Annotated in this window: 12 protein-coding genes; 3 read left to right on the top strand and 9 right to left on the bottom strand. The window is 66.2% G+C overall.

The features are described from left to right. Positions 1 to 79 precede the first annotated feature (79 nt). Positions 80 to 820 (top strand): DUF899 family protein, encoded by a 741-nt coding sequence (locus VN634_00755; protein HXC49385.1) that lies wholly within the window; start codon positions 80 to 82, stop codon positions 818 to 820. A 125-nt stretch (positions 821 to 945) separates the two neighbouring features. Here the strand turns inward: VN634_00755 and VN634_00750 are convergent, their stop codons facing one another. Together VN634_00750 and VN634_00745 are read right to left on the bottom strand one after the other, a co-directional pair. Next, positions 946 to 1,218, bottom strand: a complete 273-nt coding sequence (locus VN634_00750) for a hypothetical protein (GenBank protein ID HXC49384.1) — start codon at positions 1,216 to 1,218, stop codon at positions 946 to 948. 342 nt (positions 1,219 to 1,560) lie between these two features. Next, positions 1,561 to 1,971, bottom strand: a complete 411-nt coding sequence (locus tag VN634_00745) for a hypothetical protein (GenBank protein HXC49383.1) — start codon at positions 1,969 to 1,971, stop codon at positions 1,561 to 1,563. A gap of 385 nt (positions 1,972 to 2,356) precedes the next feature. Here VN634_00745 and VN634_00740 point away from each other — a divergent pair, with 385 nt between their 5' ends. Together VN634_00740 and VN634_00735 are read left to right on the top strand one after the other, a co-directional pair. Beyond that, positions 2,357 to 4,405 carry an alkaline phosphatase family protein gene (locus VN634_00740; GenBank protein HXC49382.1) on the top strand — a complete coding sequence of 683 codons (2,049 nt, stop codon included), beginning with the start codon at positions 2,357 to 2,359 and terminating at the stop codon, positions 4,403 to 4,405. Positions 4,406 to 4,439: 34 nt separating this feature from the next. After that, positions 4,440 to 5,948 (top strand): alkaline phosphatase family protein, encoded by a 1,509-nt coding sequence (locus VN634_00735; GenBank protein HXC49381.1) that lies wholly within the window; start codon positions 4,440 to 4,442, stop codon positions 5,946 to 5,948. A 57-nt stretch (positions 5,949 to 6,005) separates the two neighbouring features. On the opposite strand, the gene VN634_00730 is transcribed toward VN634_00735, so the two are convergent. The 7 genes from VN634_00730 to VN634_00700 all read right to left on the bottom strand — a co-directional run bounded on the left by VN634_00730 (position 6,006) and on the right by VN634_00700 (position 15,892). Further along, complete coding sequence (locus VN634_00730; GenBank protein HXC49380.1) at positions 6,006 to 6,761, bottom strand: alpha/beta hydrolase; 756 nt, start codon at positions 6,759 to 6,761, stop codon at positions 6,006 to 6,008. Between the two features lie 194 nt (positions 6,762 to 6,955). Further along, positions 6,956 to 8,005 carry a VOC family protein gene (locus tag VN634_00725; protein HXC49379.1) on the bottom strand — a complete coding sequence of 350 codons (1,050 nt, stop codon included), beginning with the start codon at positions 8,003 to 8,005 and terminating at the stop codon, positions 6,956 to 6,958. A gap of 4 nt (positions 8,006 to 8,009) precedes the next feature. Further along, positions 8,010 to 9,608, bottom strand: coding sequence for a GMC family oxidoreductase (locus VN634_00720; GenBank protein HXC49378.1), 1,599 nt, complete (start codon positions 9,606 to 9,608; stop codon positions 8,010 to 8,012). Between the two features lie 15 nt (positions 9,609 to 9,623). Next, positions 9,624 to 10,472 (bottom strand): aquaporin, encoded by an 849-nt coding sequence (locus VN634_00715; GenBank protein ID HXC49377.1) that lies wholly within the window; start codon positions 10,470 to 10,472, stop codon positions 9,624 to 9,626. 91 nt (positions 10,473 to 10,563) lie between these two features. Then, positions 10,564 to 10,911, bottom strand: coding sequence for a hypothetical protein (locus VN634_00710; GenBank protein ID HXC49376.1), 348 nt, complete (start codon positions 10,909 to 10,911; stop codon positions 10,564 to 10,566). A 222-nt stretch (positions 10,912 to 11,133) separates the two neighbouring features. Continuing rightward, positions 11,134 to 13,908: a hypothetical protein gene (locus tag VN634_00705; protein HXC49375.1), complete on the bottom strand. Its 2,775-nt coding sequence runs from the start codon at positions 13,906 to 13,908 to the stop codon at positions 11,134 to 11,136. 7 nt (positions 13,909 to 13,915) lie between these two features. Then, positions 13,916 to 15,892, bottom strand: a complete 1,977-nt coding sequence (locus tag VN634_00700) for an amylo-alpha-1,6-glucosidase (protein HXC49374.1) — start codon at positions 15,890 to 15,892, stop codon at positions 13,916 to 13,918. Positions 15,893 to 15,980: the final 88 nt, after the last annotated feature.

The raw sequence follows: 15,980 nt of genomic DNA, 5'->3' as shown, positions 1-15,980 counted from the left end.
GGGGACCGCTCGACGGATATCGCCGTCTTCCCACAACCTGCGGGAGGCCTCGCTCCCGCCGCGATCAGGAGGTGCGAACATGGTCTACGAGACAATCGACGGTACGTTCCGGCTGACCAATCTTCCCGACGAGCCGGCCGAGTACCTCGCCAGGCGCGAGGAGCTGCGACTCGCGGAAATCGAGCTCATGCAACAGCGCGAGCGCGTCGCCGAGCTTCGGCGCCGGCTCCCACCCGGTGCGATCGTCGAGGACTACGTGTTCGAGGAAGGACCGGCCGATCTCGAAGCCGGCGATTCGCCGGTGCGAAAAACGCGCCTGAGCGAGCTCTTCACCGGCCCGGACCGCGCACTGATCGTCTACCACTTCATGTACGGCAAGAAGAAGACCACGGCCTGCCCGATGTGCACGATGTGGATCGACGGTTGCAACGGCGTGGCGCATCACCTGGCACAGAACGTCGACGTCGCGATCGTCGCGGCCGCCGACACGAGGACGCTGCGGGCCTATGCGCGCGAGCGGGGCTGGAACAATCTTCGGCTGCTCAGCGCCGGCGACAGCACGTTCAAGTACGACCTGGCCGGCGAGGACCGCGAGGGAAACCAGGACTCGAGCGTCACGGTGTTCACGAAGGATGCGAACGGCAAGGTGCGCCACTTCTATACGGCGCATCCGAAGATGGCTCCCGACATCAAGGAGCGCGGCATCGACCTTCTCTGCGCGGTCTACAATTTTCTGGATATCACTCCGCAGGGACGCGGAAGCTGGTACGCGTCGCTCGACTATGCGCCGAAGCTGCGCGCCGCGGGCGCTTCACGGTAGGACCACCGGCCGTCCATTCGCAGAGCCGGACGGAAGCGACTCGCGGCGGGCGCCACGGGAGCGACTCGCGGCAAGCGGCACGGGAGCGACGCGACAAACGCAGCGCACGCGAAGGGACCGATTCGTCAGCCGTCGCACGCCTCGGCGGCCGGGACACGCGCCGTACACGTGACCTCCCGCACCCACTCGTTGAGCAGCTCGGCAATTCGCTGTGCGTCTTCGAAATCGGTTCCGGACGGAAGAACGAAGTTGATGTGCCAGCTGTCGAGAACGGTCTTTGCCGCCTGTTTCGCGCGTGCCAGCCGGTGGGGTTCCTCTCTCGGCTCAGGACAGAGGCAGTAGTCGCCCCCTGGAATCTCTTTCACCTCGAACTGCCAGATCTCGCGGCCCGAAAGCATCGTCGTTACTCCCAAGTCGTGGTCGTTGACACGAATCAAAGTGAGCAATGACCGGATAAACATCGGTGCGCGGCATGCAACCCATGCGCCCTAAATTTTTTCGGCGGACAGCCGCCCGCCGTCGAGATCTGCGAAGTTCATGCGTGCGTGACGGGAAGATGATCCGGGGCGATGCAGGGGCCGATGGTCGTTCGCTGCGCCGAACGAGCGGACGATGCGGTGGTGATGCTGGATGCGACGCCGGCAACGGGCTGCCACAGCGCGCCCCGGTATCGCTCGACCGAGCGACCACGTGCCGCCGGTGCACGATAACCGCCGGCGGCACGCGATCGACAGACTCAATCAGTCCTCGTGCACCGTGCGCGTCTCGGTCACGCGCTTTTGAACCTGCGGCTGCGCCGGCACGACCACGGCGGGGCCCGTCTGGATGACCTTGCGAACGACCATGCGGCCGCCGTCGTTCGTGTACTCGACGGTCACCGGCGCATTGCGCATCGATTCGTACGACACGACGCGGCCGGTCGGATCGACGAAGGTGGTCTCCTTCGTGAAGCTGTAGGTCGTCGGCTCCGGCGAGGACTCCGACTTGAGGATGATCGTCGATGCGGTCGGGTCGATCTGCGAAACGATGCCGGAGTACGTCGTGGTCTTCGTGGTTGTCGTGACGGTCTCGTCGGCGCTGCTCGTCGTGGCGACCAGTGAGCCGAGCAGTAGCCCGAAAGAAAGTATTGATGCGAGACTCTGGATCTTCATGGGGAAACTCCTTGCGGTTCGTTGCCGTTGCCTGAACACAACAAACGTTTGCAGAATTGGAAGGTGTGCCAATGCCTTTCCCGGCGCGTGCGGGAGAGAATTCGCACTTCAACCCTGACGCGCGCCGCCGACGGGTGACCACGACCCGGGCGAGCAAGCGGCCCCAACCGCCCCGACGATTGGCCACTGCATTCCCTGCGGCGAGGTCCGACAACTCGACGGCTGACCAGGTCCGGCAGCCGGCCGGCGCCGCTTTCTTTTAAGACGTCCGGCAAACCGTCTTGCTGGCCCAGCCTACCTTACACTAATGTCAGCAGTGTCCGGATGGGCGTCCCCGGGGAGGGTTTCCCGGCTTCGAATGCTTTCCGGCCGGAGGGCCACCTTCATGCAGCTTCGAACCGGCCGCCTGCTCAGCGCGGCTCTGTTCCCGAGAATCCCAAGCCTTGCCGGCTCCTTGCGTTGCTCCGCCGTGACCATGGCCCTTGCGACATTCGCGGTCGCTGCGGCCCTGCCGGCGGCCGCGGCTGCGGCCGACCCGCAAAAACTGACCGTGGTGGTGCTTGTGGTCGACAGCCTGATGCCCGACGAGTTCGGCCAGTCGTATCCGGCAACGCCGAACCTGACGCTTCTGCGCGACGAAGGCACCAGCTACGCGCATTCGCGAGCGGTCTTTTCCGCGGAGACGATTCCGAACCACGTCGCGATGATGACCGGCATGATGCCCGAGCACAGTGGCATCGCCGGCAACAGCTACTGGAACCGCACCGGCGATCCGGTCGCGACCGATCTGTCGCTGCCGAGCGAGCTCGAAGCGACCACGCTGTTCACGCGCATCCACGACGCGTGTCCCGGCGTCCGCACGGCTGCTGCACTGTCGAAGAGCTATCTGTACGAGATCTTTTCGGAGTGCGGCTATTCGGGAAGCGATTGCGGGATCAACCGCGCACCCGGCCAGAGCTTCGATCCGAGCGCCGACCCGACGTTCATCCCGGAGTCGAACCACACGCCCGATCAGACAACGATGCGCGAAGCGCGCGGCTTCCTGCCCGACGCGGACTTTCTTTTCATCAATCTCGGCGACACCGATCGCAGCGGGCACATCGACGCGAGCGGCCCGTCCGGTACGCCGTTCGCACGCTACGCCGCACTGATGGACACCGACACGCTCGTCGGCCAGCTCGTCGACGATCTCGACGCGGCGGGGCGATGGGACACGACGGTGATGATCCTCGTCAGCGATCACGGCATGGACTGGTCGACGCCGATGAACTACGTGAACCTGACCCCGGACCTCGACGCAGGCCTTTTCGCCGTGCAGAACGGCGGCACCGGAAGCATTTTCGTCGTCGATCCGGCCGATCCCGACAGGAACCAGAAGCTCGCGGCAGCGCGCAGCACGGCGCTGATGCACGAAGGCGTCGACGCGGCATGGTATCGCGAGCCGAACCCGCTCGATCCGGGCGAAGACACGCTGATTCCCGCGTCGCTCGGCGCCCGCCATGAAAACATCGGCGATCTCGTGATCGTCGCGAAACAGGGATGGCGCATCAGCGACCCAAGCTCGTCGTCCAATCCTCTGCCCGGCAATCACGGCCACTTGGTTACGTTCCACAACACGTTCGTCGTGACCGGCGGCCTCGCGACGCTGCGCAAGCAGACGATCGGCGATCCGGCCGCAGTGGTCGACCCGATGTCGCGCCTGCCGGAGCAGTCCGAGAACACCGACGTTGCCGCCACGGTTGCATGGCTGCTCGGAATCGATGCGACAGGCATGGACGGGCGGCCTCTTGCCGAGGCGTTCACCAGCGCCGCTCCGCCGTCGATCTGCGGCGATCTTGCCGACAGCGATGCCGACGGTGACCCCGACTTCCGCGATCCGTGTCCGTACATCGCGTACGGCAGCGGCTGCATCTGCCCGCCTGTCCCCGATGCGGATTGCCGGCAGACGACGCACCCGGGCGCATCGAAGCTTTCCATCTCGGGCGACGACGTGCAGTCGCTTCGCTTCAACTGGAAGGATGGGGCAGCGACTTCGCTCGACGATTTCCGCGATGCCGACGATGAAGCGCTGAGCCTCTGCCTGTACTCCGGCGCGGACGGCCTCGCGCGCTCGATCGGCGAGCTGCGCATGCCGCTCGATCTTCTGTGCGAGGGCGAGAGCTGCTGGCGCGAGCTGCGTTCGACGAAGCTCAGGTTCCAGAGCGCCGACGGCCATCCCGACGGCGTCGAGAAGGCCCTGCTGACGGCGGGCGGCGACGGACAGGCGCGCATTGCGGTCAAGGCGCACAGCGGCGTCCTCGCGGCTACGCCGCTGGATCTGCCGGTCCGCGCGCAGCTGCAGTCACGCGGCGGCGGATGCTGGGAAGCCTCGTTCGACGGCCAGGGCATCAAGCGCAACGTTCCCGGACGTTTCGACGCCGTCTCCGGCGACTGACGGTCATCCGCAAAATTCCGAAGGGAGAACTCTCATGTCTTCGCGAGACAAATCGAAAGCCCCGTTGATCCTGACTGCGAGCCGTACGCTGACGCGGCGGCGCTTCCTCACCGAGCTCGCCCTCGCGGGCGGCGCAGCGGCGCTCGGATGGCCGCGCTGGTCGGGCGCACAGTCGTTGCCGTTCGACCTCGGCATCGCGCCGCTTCCGCAGAACACGCCGGTCGATCACATCTTCGTGCTGATGATGGAGAACCGTTCGTTCGACCACTACATGGGCTGGCGCACCGGGACCAACCAGCAGCACTACACGGGAACGTACGACGATCCCGAGAATCCGCTCGACGGCCAGACGGTCGCGACGCATGCGCTCGCGCCGGACTACCGCGGCTGCAATTTCGGCGATCCGTCGCACGGATGGGAAGGCGGCCGCTCGCAGCTTCGGAGTGGTTTCCTGAGCGGCGACAACGACGAGTTCGCGATCGGCTACTACAACGAGGCCGATGTCGAGTTCTATGCGAAGCTCGCGGGCGAGGGCGTGCTCTGCGACAACTATTTCGCGTCGCTGCTCGGCCCGACGTTTCCGAACCGCGAGTACATGCACTCGGCGCAGTCGGGCGGCATCAAGACCAACGCGCTGCCGCCGGAGATCGGATACTCGAGCGGATTCACGTGGGCGACGATCTGGGACCGCCTCGAAGCGGCCGGCGTGCCATGGGGCTACTACCACGTCGATCTTCCCGCCGCGCTGCTGTGGGGTCCGCGCCTTGCGAAAGGCGTCCATCCGATTGCCGAGCTTTTCGCCGATGCCGCGGCCGGCACGCTGCCGAAAGTCGCGTTCATCGATCCCGGCTTCACGACCGGGCTTCGCACCGACGAGCATCCGCACGGCGACATGCGCGCCGGCCAGGCGTTCTCGCACAACGTCGTCAAGGCCATCGTCGAGTCGCCGCTGTGGCCGCGCTCGGTGCTGTTCGTCAACTACGACGAGTGGGGCGGGTTCTTCGATCACGTGCGTCCGCCGCGCATGCCGGATGCGCGCGGAACCGACTCGGATCCCGCCGGCCTCGAGGACTTCGGCCAGCTCGGCTTCCGCGTGCCGACCATGATCCTGTCGCCGTATGCGGCCAAAGGCGTGCTGTCGTCGTCGCTGCTCGGCATCCGCTCTCCGAAGAGCCCGCCGCCGGGCAAGCTGTTCGCGCCGACGCCGTCACGGTTCTACGACCACACGTCGATCCTCAAGTACATCGAGTGGCGCTTCGGTCTTGCGCCGCTGACGGCGCGCGATGCGGCCGCGGCCAACATCGGCCTCGAGCTGCTCGACTTCACGCAGACGCCGCGGCTCGATGCGGCCGAGATCGTCGATGCACTGCCGCGCTCGGTCGTCACCTCCCAACCGTGTCCGGGTGAAGAGCTCGACGGGCTGCCGGTCGAACCGCCGGAAGAGATCAAGGACGCCTTCGCGCATGCGCTCGAGTCCGGCTACTTCGAGAGCGTCGGATGGGACGGCAACCTGCCGTCGCTCGACGACGTCCTCGGGATTTGAGGCCGCACCGGCGAACCGGTTACGGAAAAGAGGACAGCTGCATTTACGCGGCGCAGCTCAGCCGGTCTGCTGCAGCACGGCCACTTCGCTGGTCTCGGCCTCCGGGCGCCGCACGTAGCGTCGACGGCGGGCCGTCGGGATCGCAAGCCGCTGGGCGATGATGCGGAAGACCTCCGCATTCATGCCGAGACCGATGTGCGTCGTGCCGACTTCCAGATGCTCGATCCTGCTGTATGGGTCGACGCACGCCTTGCGCGCGACGATTCCGTCGTATGAGGCAAGGATCGCGGTAACCGGCACCCGAAGGAGGATGCGGTTGCGCTCGTCGATCTGCGCGGCTTCCTCGTCGAGATTGCCGCGCGTCAGCGCGTACCAGTAGCGAGCCGCGGTGTACTTGTAGCCGCCGCATACCGGCGACCCGAGCGTGATGACGCGCTCGACCAGATCGGGCTCCTCGCGCGCAACCTCTCGCGAAACGACACCGCCGAGGCTCCATCCGACGAGGCGGACGCGCTGGCCGGTCTGGTCGGCGGTGCGGCGCACGAGCTCGCTTACGCGCGGCGTGACGCCGCTGATGTCGCCGCGGTTGATTCCGAGACCCCAGCCGCTCACGCGATATCCGAGCAGGCTCAGATAGGAGCGCAGGATCAGCGTGGAATGGTCATCGGTTGCAAAGCCCGGCAGCACGATCACCGGCTCGCCATGCCCAGGTGGCTGCTTCAGCAGGTCGGGTGAGCGCCACAGGAGTCGCGGCAGCTCGACCGCCGATGCGGTTTCTGCGAGCAGCAGGAGCATGTCCGGAAGGCGAAACATACAGGTACCGGATTAACGCGGCCCATGGAGTTGTCTACGGGGAATCGCTCGGCGGGTGCGTGCGGACGGGTATCTTTCGTCCGGGCGTGCTTCTTCCGGGTAATGCAGCACGCGGATCTGCTCACTAGTGAGTGTCCTCACGAAGTCTTCCGGGAGGGATGTCATCCCTTTCGGCGTCTGCTCGGCGTGCGCAGTCATCGGTTGCTCAAAAGCTCGAGCGCATGCCCATCGGTGTCGCGAACGACCACTGCCGTGCCGCCGCGGAAACGCGCAGAAGAATCCGGGTTGCAATGCGCAATGCCGCCGCATCGAGCGTCGGCCGACGTGTCGACGACAAGTCTTGTCTGCCAGTACGCGAGATCGTTCGCGCGGATCGGCTGCGAGGACGTCCGGCCTCCGGAAGGAGCGAGGTATTCGAGCAGCTCGATGCCCGGGCCGTGCGCCGCGCGGAGCGTCGTGATGCGCAGCCGCGCATGCTCGACGTTGTTCAGGTGTTCCTGCTCCGTGCCGTAGTTCTCGCTCGTTCCGGTAACCCGGAAGCCGAGCCGGTCCCGGTAGAAGGCGAGCGCACGGTCGGTATCGCGGACCACGATTGCCGTATGGTCGATGCCGAGGAACAGCGGCGCGTTCGTACCGGTTTCGCCGGCGTGCCAGCGCGCATCGCCTTTGCCCGCCGGAAACTCGAGCAGCTCGAGGAAGTGTCCGTCGGGATCACGGAAGTAGAATGCGCGGATCCCCGCGGCCGAAGGAATGGAGTCGGGAAGGCGCTGCGGTCCGGTGGATGCGTGCTCGATGCCGGCCGCACGCAGCCGCGCGTAGGCGGCATCCATGTCGGAGACGACGATCGCGATGTGCTGGAACCACACGTCGTTGGCGCGTGTGTCGTACGGAAAGGGCTGGCCGCGCGGCGTCAGGTAGTCGGTCAGCTCGATGGTCTCTTCGCCGAGTCGCAGCGTCGCGATTCTGGCTCGCGCGCCGAATACGCCGGTGAGCTTCTCCCATTCGGGGCCCGCGACCTCGACCTCGGACACTTTTTCGAAGCCGAGAACGTTCGTGAAGAACGAAACCGAACGGTCGAGATCGTCCACGGTCAGTCCGACGTCGGATACGGCGGCTACCGCCGTCGCCGGAATACGGTCCGGAATTTCCGCCGCGGTCCGCGCCGATGCCGAATGCAGCGCGGCCGTGAGGCTCCACGCTACGACCGCGGCAATGCCGGAACGGTAGACTAGCGCCCGCACCATGACGTCACCCGAGGCGTTCGAGCAGATGGTCGCCGACCCGCAGCGCGTTGGCCATGATCGTCAGCGCCGGGTTCACCGCCGAGCTCGACGGAAAGAAGCTGCCGTCGACGACGTACAGGTTGTCGACATGATGCGCGCGGCAGTCGGTGTTGAGCACCGACGTCGCGGGGTCCGCGCCGAAACGCAGCGTACCGTTCTGGTGCGCGACGCCCGCAAGCGGAATCCGGCCCGGGATGTACGCCTGCAGCGGTACGAGGTGCTCCTCGAACTCGATGCTGCGAAGGATCTTCCTGAGCTCGCGGCCGAGCTGCCGGTGCGCATTCTCGTTGCTGGCGGTGTACGACAGCACGACGCTGCCGTCTTCGCCGAGCGTGACGCGGTTGTTCGGATCGGGCAGATCCTCGGTCGTCATCCAGAACGGCACGGCGTGCTCAGCCATCAGCTCGAGCGTCATCGTCGGCGCGATGCGCGGCGCTCCGGCGCGGAGCACGTTCGCATCGATCGAGCCCATCAGCGAGATGTGCCCGAGCGGATACTCGCGGCCTTCGCCGGCGTGGTAGAAGTCGTTGAGGCCGAGCGTCTTGCTGAAGCGCGTTTCGTGGCGATGCCGCGAGATCGCCAGAAACATCGTGTTGACGTGCGACATGTAGTTGCGCCCGACGAGGCCCGAGCGGTTGGCAAGGCCGCCCGGATGCAGGTCGCTGGCCGAGCGCAGCAGCAGCGCGGACGAATTGATCGCACCGCACGACGACACGACGATGCTCGCGCGGTAGGTCTCCAGGCGCCCGTCCTTCTCGACGACGACCCCGGTCACCTCCCGGCCCGAAGCGGAAGTCTCGAGGCGCACGGCGCGCGCGTTGTCGAGAAGCGTGACGTTGTCGTGGCGCAGCGCCGGATCGACGCAGATCACCTGCGCATCGGCCTTGGCGCCGACCAGACACGGAAAGCCGTCGCAGGTGTTGCAGCGGATGCAGGCACTGGTCCTCGCGGCTGTCGGCGAATCGCTGCCGCTGGATGTTGTCTCGTCGAGCAGGATGCCGACCGGCATCGGGAACGGATGGTGCCCCTGGCGCTCCATGCCTTCCCAGATCTCGCGGATGCGCGGCTCGCTCGAGATCGCCGGATGCCGGTACGGCGCGCTCGACGGCGGCTCGGTCGGATCGGCGCCGCGCCTGCCGTGCACGTGGTACAGATACTCGGCTCTCGTGTAGTACGGCTCGAGATCGCTGTACGAGATCGGCCACGCCGGCGAGAGGCCGTCCATGTGCCGGACTTCGCCGAAGTCGCTTTCGCGCATGCGGATCAGCGCCGCGCCGTAGAACTTCGTATTGCCGCCGACCGCGTAGTGCGTGCCGGGCTCGAACGCGCCGCCGTTCTTGTCGTGCCACGTCTCGCCGCAGTTGTAGCGGCCGTCGACGACGACGGCACGCGTATCCCAGTTCTCTTTCTCGCGCGGAATGTACGTTCCCCGCTCGATCAGCAGGATTTTCTTGCCCGACGGCGCGAGTCTCCACGCGAGCGTCCCGCCGCCGGCGCCGGTACCGATGATGATGACGTCGTAATGCTCGTTCGGAGAGGCGCCGGCGCGTGAGGTCGAATTCATCGGAAGCTCCCTGGGTCAGGCGGCTTGATGCGCGCTCGCCGTGCAACCCCGTCGATCGGATGCCGCCGTCGTGGCATCGTTACCGGCGAGGATGGAAATTTTGCGAGTGTCGCCGGCGGTGGCTCTGCGATCGCGCCGCGCTACCGCGAGCTGCTGCACCAGCAGATAGACCTGTGCCGCGGCCAGCATGCCGAGCGGCGGCGCGACGAAGTAGATCCACGCATCGGTCCAGATGCCGGCTGCGATGGCCGATGCGAACGTCCTTGCCGGATTCAGGCTCGTGCCCGACAGCGGTGATTCGAACACGATGAAGATCGCAAGCAGCGTTGCGCACGCGAGTCCGCCGAACCGCTGCAGGCGCTCGAACGAAGAGCAGACCAGCACGGCGGCCATCATCGCGAAACAGATTCCGGTCTCGGCGAGTAGCGCAACGGCGGTGCCGCCTCGTCCCGGCACGGTCACCGCATAGTTGACGAACGGGCTCGAGATGCCGTTGCCGGCAGGGATGCTCGCAAGCGCGACACCGAGCGTCCCGCCGACGAACTGGAACACGAAATAGAGCATCGCGTCGGCGCCGCCGATTCGTCCGAGGCGCCAGAACGTCAGCGTGACCGCGGGATTGATGTGCGCGCCGGAGCGCTTCGCCCATGGCGAGTAAAAAATTACGACGGCGGTGACGGCCATCGCCGCGCCCATCAGGCAGCGGCGACTAAACGCGTCGGCAAGCAGCGCGCCGCTTGCCGACGCGCGCAGCGCCGAGTGCGGATCCTCGAGCAGCGTTGCGAATACGCATGCCGACAGCATGAAGATGCCGAGGCCTGCAGCTTCCATCAGGTATTCGGGCAGGCCGGGGTTCGGTTTCATGCCGCTCCGATGCCCGGGCGGGAGCGGGGTTACGAATCGTCCCCGATTGAAAACAAAGGCTCTTCGCGGGCTTTCCGAGCCTACGACGTCTTCACGGTGCGGCCGCCATCGTTCCGCGGTCGACGGCACGACATTCCCCGGGGAATGTTCGCGCACCGTCGAGATTGCCGCGCCTCGCGTCCATGAAGGCGCGGCCGAAGTCGCGGTCGGCCTGATACTGGTTGTGTGCCGCGCAGCGCAGCTCGATGTTCTCCAGGGTAGGAAGTCCACCCATGGCAAAGGGAGCTCTGTGGTGGAACTCGATGTTGCTGGTCTCGCGGCAGCGACGTCCTCGTGCGTCTACGTAGCAGCAGCGTCCCGAGTCGCGTCGCCATACCTCGCGCCGCACGGCTGCGGGGATACGCCGCGTATAATTTCCGACGAAACTCTTCAGACCCATAGCCGGCCGTGATCGGCGCCCGACGCCGCGCGTATGCGTTCGACGACGGACCCGTCGCCATCGCCAACATTCCCCGCGGAATGCTCGCCAGCAGCGACATCGCCATCCCAACATTCCCCGCGGAATGCTCGTGCAGCAGGGACATCGCCCGACATTCCCCGGGGAATGTTCATGCACCAGGGAATAGCGCGCCCGCCAGCCACGCTCGCTACGCAGCTCGCGCTATTTCGCCGTGCGCTCGAGGCAGCGCGTAACCAGCGCTGTCCAGCCGGTCTGGTGGCTTGCGCCGAGGCCGCGGCCGGTCTCGCCATGGAAGTATTCGTGGAACAGCACGAGGTCCTGCCAGTGGGCATCGCTCGCGTAGCGCGGATCGTCGCCGTGGCACGGGCGGCGGCCGTTGCCGTCGGCCAGGAACATCGAGCCGAGGCGGCGTGCGAGCTCGCGCGCGACCTCGGCGAGGTTCATGAGGTTGCCGGAGCCGGTCGGGCATTCGACCTGGAACGAGTCGCCGTAGAAGTGATGATAACGCTCGAGCGCTTCGACCAGCAGGTAGTTGATCGGGAACCAGATCGGCCCTCTCCAGTTGGAGTTGCCGCCGAATAGGCCGGTCTCCGATTCGCCCGGAACATATTTCACGCGATGCTCGTCGCCACCGACCTTGAGCACGTACGGGTCGTGCTCGTGCACCTTGGACACCGATCGAAGCCCGTACGGGGAAAGAAACTCGTTTTCGTCGAGCATGCGCAAAAGCACGCGTGCCAGCCGTTCGCGCGACGGGATCGCAACCAGCCGGTGATCGTGTCCCTCGGCAAGAGCGGCCTCGTCGGAATTCATGTAGGAGATGTCGCGTGCGAGATCCTTGCGGTTCTCGAGGAACCAGCGCACGCGCTTCGAGAATCCGGGAAGCCGCTCGATGATGCTGGCTTCGAACACCTCGACCGTGATGATCGGAAGAAGCCCGACGAGAGAGCGTACCTTGAGCGGGCGGGCCGTGCCGTTGACGTAAAGCTGATCGTAGTAGAAGCCGTCCTCCTCATCCCACAGGCCGTTTCCGCCGAGATGGTTCATCGCATTGGCGATCGCGACGAAATGCTCGAAGAACTTGCTCGCGACGTCTTCGTACGCCGGATCCTCGGCGGCAAGCTCGAGCGCCATCGACAGCATCGTCGCGCAGTAGAACGCCATCCACGCCGTGCCGTCGGCCTGTTCGAGCTGTCCGCCGGTCGGCAGCGGCTTGGAGCGGTCGAACACACCGATGTTGTCGAGCCCGAGGAAGCCGCCCGAGAACAGGTTGTTGCCCTCGGCATCCTTGCGATTGACCCACCACGTGAAGTTGAGCAGCAGCTTGTGAAAACAGCGCGCCAGGAACACGCGGTCGCGCTTCCCTTTTACGCCGGTCATCTTGTAGACGCGCCAGACGCTCCACGCGTGCACCGGCGGATTGACGTCGCCCATCGCGAACTCGTACGCCGGAATCTGGCCGTTCGGATGCATGAACCACTCGCGAAGGAACAGCTGCAGCTGCTCTTTTGGAAAATACGGATCGATGCGCGCGAGCGGCAGCATGTGGAACGCGAGATCCCACGCCGCGTACCACGGGTATTCCCACTTGTCGGGCATCGAGATGATGTCGCGGTTGTAGAGGTGTCCCCATTCCGCATTGCGGCCGCTGCGCCGGGACGGCGGCGGCGCCGGCTGCGCAGGGTCGCCGTCGAGCCAGTCGCCGATCGCATAGTGGTAGAACTGCTTGGACCACAGCAGGCCGGCGTACGCCTGGCGAAGCACCCGCGCGCCGTCTGCATCGAGAGCGGCGGGAATACGCGCCGCGAAGAACGCATCGGCATCGATGCGGCGCGCGAACATCACACGCTCGAAATCGTCGCGCAGCGCAATAAGCGCCGGGGTTGCTTCGCTCTCGGCAGTAAGGCGCAGCCGCAGCACCGCTGCGCCGCCGGCCGGTATCACGAGGCGATAACGGAACGCGGCCTTGGTGGCCGGTCCGTCGCGCAACACCGCCGACGATCGGCCGTCGATCACGTAATCGTGGAACGCATCCTTGGCGTGTGCCGGTCCGGGCGATCCGAAGAGTTTCTGCGAGTTGGTTTCGTTCTCGGTCAGAATGAGCTCGGGCGCGATGCCGTCGGCGTCCGCTGCCTGCAGCACGAACCGGCCGAGGGTCTCGTGCTCGGCCACGAAGCGTCCGTCGCTGGCGTGGATCGACGGCTTCTTCCAGTAGCCTTCGCCGCTGCGGCCCCACGACCACGTGTTGCGAAACCACAGCGACGGCAGCACGTCGACCGTCGCCGTGTCCGGGCCGCGGTTGGCGACGGTGATGCGGATCGCGATGTCGTCCGGCGAGGCCTTCGCGTACTCGGCGAACACGTCGAAGTAGCGGCTCTCGTCGAACACGCCGGTGTCGGCAAGCTCGAACTCGCCGTCGCCTCTGCCGCGCCGACGATTTTCCTCGACGAGCCGGCCGTACGGAAATGCCGCCTGCGGATACTTGTAGAGCGCTTTCAGGTACGAATGCGTCGGAGTCGAATCGAGGTAGTAGTAGCACTCCTTGACGTCTTCGCCGTGATTGCCTTCCGGCCCGGTCAGCCCGAACAGGCGTTCTTTCAGAATCGGATCGTTGCCGTTCCACAGCGCGAGCCCGAAGCACAGGCGGCCTTCGCGATCGGTGATGCCGAGCAGCCCGTCCTCGCCCCAGCGGTACGCGCGCGAGCGCGCCTGATCATGCGAAAAATAATCCCAGCACGTGCCCCATTCCGAATAGTCTTCGCGGACCGTGCCCCACTGACGTTCCGAAAGGTACGGACCCCAGCGCTTCCAGTTGCGCGTCCTCGCGGCGTCTTCGTCGAGGCGGATCGATTCGGCATCGCCGCTCTCGACCGGCGTCGTCGTATCGACAGACCTGGCATCGATCGTTTCGTGCCGGCGTTTGCGGCGGGATTCCGGTGAGCTGCTTTTCAGTCGCGGGCTGGTGGTGGTTGACATGAAAACCTCAGAGCACCGATGCCGCAGCGCCTTCGAAGTTACGGTCGGCCTGGATGTCGTCCGGCCGGGCGAGCACATCTCGCTCCAGCCGGATGAACTCCGCAAGCGACCATGCCTGGAACGGACAGCCGCCCGGTGCGTGGGGTGCCTCGCCGTCGGCGACTTCGCTGAGATGGCCGAGGCCGGCCGCATGCATGAGCTCGCGAAGCGGCGGAAGGAAACGCTCGCGCGCTTCGCGCCTCGCCGTGTCGTTCGATCCGCGCGCTCGCACCCACGCTTCCACGAACGGCCCGATCAGCCATGGCCACACGGTGCCCTGATGATATGCGCCGTCGCGCTCGACGACGCCTCCTCGATAATGCGCGCGATAGCCGGGGTCGTTCGGCGAGAGGCTGCGAAGGCCGACCGGAGTGACGAGCTCGCGTTCGACGGCGTCCACGACGGCGCGCGCCCGGTCACGGCCGAGCAGCACGAGCGGAAGCCCGCCAACGGCCAAGATCTGGTTGGGGCGCATCGACGCATCGACGCGGCCGGCGACGTGGTCGCAATCGACGACGTCATACAGGCAGCTGCGCTCCGCATTCCAGAACTTCGTGCGGAACGACGCGGTGCCTTTCTTCAGCAGGGCGGCAGCCTCGGGAACGATGTCCGCGGCCGCGGCGAGCGCGTTCAGCCACAGCGCCTGGACCTCGACAGGCTTTCCGATGCGGGGCGTGACGACCCAGTCGCCGACTTTCGCGTCCATCCACGTCAGCTGCACACCGCGAACGCCGCATGCGAGCAGGCCGTCGCTGTCGGCGCGGATTCCGTAACGCGTGCCGCGCGCGTACGACGTGACGATGGCTGCGATCGCGCCGCGAATCTTCTGCTCGTCGACTGCCGTGATCGCGAGGCCGCTGCGTATGCGCGCAAGCTCGAGCAGCTCGCCGGCGACGACGACGAACCACAGCGACGCATCGACCGAGTTGAACTCGGCAGTTTCGCCGCGATCGGCGAAGCGGTTCGGCAGCATGCCCTCGCTGACCGCGCCGGCCCACTCGACGAGGATTGCCAGTGCGTCGTCGAACCGGCCGGTCGCGAGCGCGAGACCGCGCAGCGCGATGAACGAGTCGCGACCCCAGTCGGTAAACCACGGATAGCCGGCGACGATCGTAAGACCGCTTCCGCGACGCACGAAGTACGCGTCGGCCGCGCGGTCGATCGGATCCCGGAATGCCGCGCGGCGGGCAATCTCGAGATCGCGCAGCACCGCCGCCGGTGCGGGGGCGTCGGTGCCGGCATGCAGCGACATCTCCGCAGCCGCCGCGTTCGCAAGCTCGAAGCGGAACACTCCGGGCGAGGCCAGGTCATGCTTCCAGTCGAGGCCGCGCTCTCTCTCCGCCGTCATCGCGAAGTTGCGGTACCATTCGGGCGCGTGTTCGTACGATCCGTTGCAGCGGATCGAGACAGGCGGCACGCCCCGGTACGGACGCCAGATCCAGTGGCCGGTCGCTCTGCGCTCCGGCGTAAAACCGAACGCCGGGTTCTCGTGATGAAGACTGTGGTAGTCGCGGCCCGAAAGAAGCGGCCGCACGCGCAGCCGCACGCTTGCGCTCGCCCCGTCGAGAAACCATCGCACGACGGTCGTGGTTCCCGCCGCGAAGATTTCCTGCACGACGATGCAATCGCCGTGCGTCAAGGTCGGAACGCGAAAACGCCACGCCGGCCACGGCTCGCTGTCGAATGCGGCGATGCGGGATGCTCCGTCGGGATGCACGACATCGCCGCTGGCGGAGTCGTAGCGCTGCGAGGACAGCGCGAAGTCGCCCGCGTCGGTTTCCGCCCACACTTCGAGGCCGTCGACCAGGACCATCCTTCCCGTCGGCGGCGTGGCCGCCGTGAGCAGCAGCGCGTGGTAGCGCCGCGTGCGCTCGCCGGAGACGGTGCCCGATGCGAATCCTCCTTCGCCGTCGGCTTCGAGCCACTCAGCCGAAGGCGAGGACATTCTTGATTCCTTCCGGCCTGTCGAGAAGCGGCGCACGATAGTCTTCGACCGCGCGGCGCGACGAGATCAGCGAGTGCACGGCGTCGGG

It is taken from the genome of Candidatus Limnocylindrales bacterium (assembly GCA_035571835.1).
Taxonomy (GTDB): Bacteria; Desulfobacterota; Binatia; order UBA1149; family CAITLU01; genus DATNBU01.
Note: the sequence above shows the minus strand (reverse complement) of the source record. Positions and strands in the feature narration are given on the sequence as shown.

Coding starts and splice junctions, on each gene's coding strand:
- VN634_00725 (HXC49379.1), bottom strand. CDS start 8,005: ATGGTGCGGGCGCTAGTCTACCGTTCCGGCATTGCCGCGGTCGTAGCG.
- VN634_00750 (HXC49384.1), bottom strand. CDS start 1,218: ATGCTTTCGGGCCGCGAGATCTGGCAGTTCGAGGTGAAAGAGATTCCA.
- VN634_00715 (HXC49377.1), bottom strand. CDS start 10,472: ATGAAACCGAACCCCGGCCTGCCCGAATACCTGATGGAAGCTGCAGGC.
- VN634_00755 (HXC49385.1), top strand. CDS start 80: ATGGTCTACGAGACAATCGACGGTACGTTCCGGCTGACCAATCTTCCC.
- VN634_00745 (HXC49383.1), bottom strand. CDS start 1,971: ATGAAGATCCAGAGTCTCGCATCAATACTTTCTTTCGGGCTACTGCTC.
- VN634_00740 (HXC49382.1), top strand. CDS start 2,357: ATGCAGCTTCGAACCGGCCGCCTGCTCAGCGCGGCTCTGTTCCCGAGA.
- VN634_00705 (HXC49375.1), bottom strand. CDS start 13,908: ATGTCAACCACCACCAGCCCGCGACTGAAAAGCAGCTCACCGGAATCC.
- VN634_00700 (HXC49374.1), bottom strand. CDS start 15,892: ATGTCCTCGCCTTCGGCTGAGTGGCTCGAAGCCGACGGCGAAGGAGGA.
- VN634_00720 (HXC49378.1), bottom strand. CDS start 9,608: ATGAATTCGACCTCACGCGCCGGCGCCTCTCCGAACGAGCATTACGAC.
- VN634_00735 (HXC49381.1), top strand. CDS start 4,440: ATGTCTTCGCGAGACAAATCGAAAGCCCCGTTGATCCTGACTGCGAGC.
- VN634_00710 (HXC49376.1), bottom strand. CDS start 10,911: ATGGGTCTGAAGAGTTTCGTCGGAAATTATACGCGGCGTATCCCCGCA.
- VN634_00730 (HXC49380.1), bottom strand. CDS start 6,761: ATGTTTCGCCTTCCGGACATGCTCCTGCTGCTCGCAGAAACCGCATCG.